Raw genomic sequence first — 313 nt, 5'->3', positions numbered from 1 at the left:
GCATGGGGATTACAGCGATATCTTGGAACAGCAACACCGAAAACGACGAACGGCCGCCATCAGTTTTATTTAGGCCTTTTTCATTAAAGGTTTGCAGCACAATAGCGGTAGAAGACAGCGAAAAGATTAGGCCAATGGCGAGTGCACTGGTCCACTGTAAATCAAAAGCTAAGGCGATACCCATCACCACAATGGTGGTTAACGATACCTGCAGACCGCCTAAACCAATGAGCTTGTGGCGCATATCCCATAACATGCGGGGTTCTAATTCTAGCCCCACCACAAACAGCATCATCACCACGCCAAACTCAGC

1 protein-coding gene is annotated in these 313 nt (G+C 48.2%); it reads right to left on the bottom strand.

Going from position 1 to position 313, the window contains the following annotated elements:
* On the bottom strand, positions 1-313 hold a 313-nt coding region (locus tag Q4528_RS13235; RefSeq protein WP_303521959.1), incomplete at both ends, for a cation:proton antiporter domain-containing protein.

The organism is Staphylococcus pasteuri, from assembly GCF_030547725.1.
Lineage (GTDB): Bacteria > Bacillota > Bacilli > Staphylococcales > Staphylococcaceae > Staphylococcus > Staphylococcus pasteuri.
This window is presented reverse-complemented; position numbering and strand designations above follow the sequence as displayed.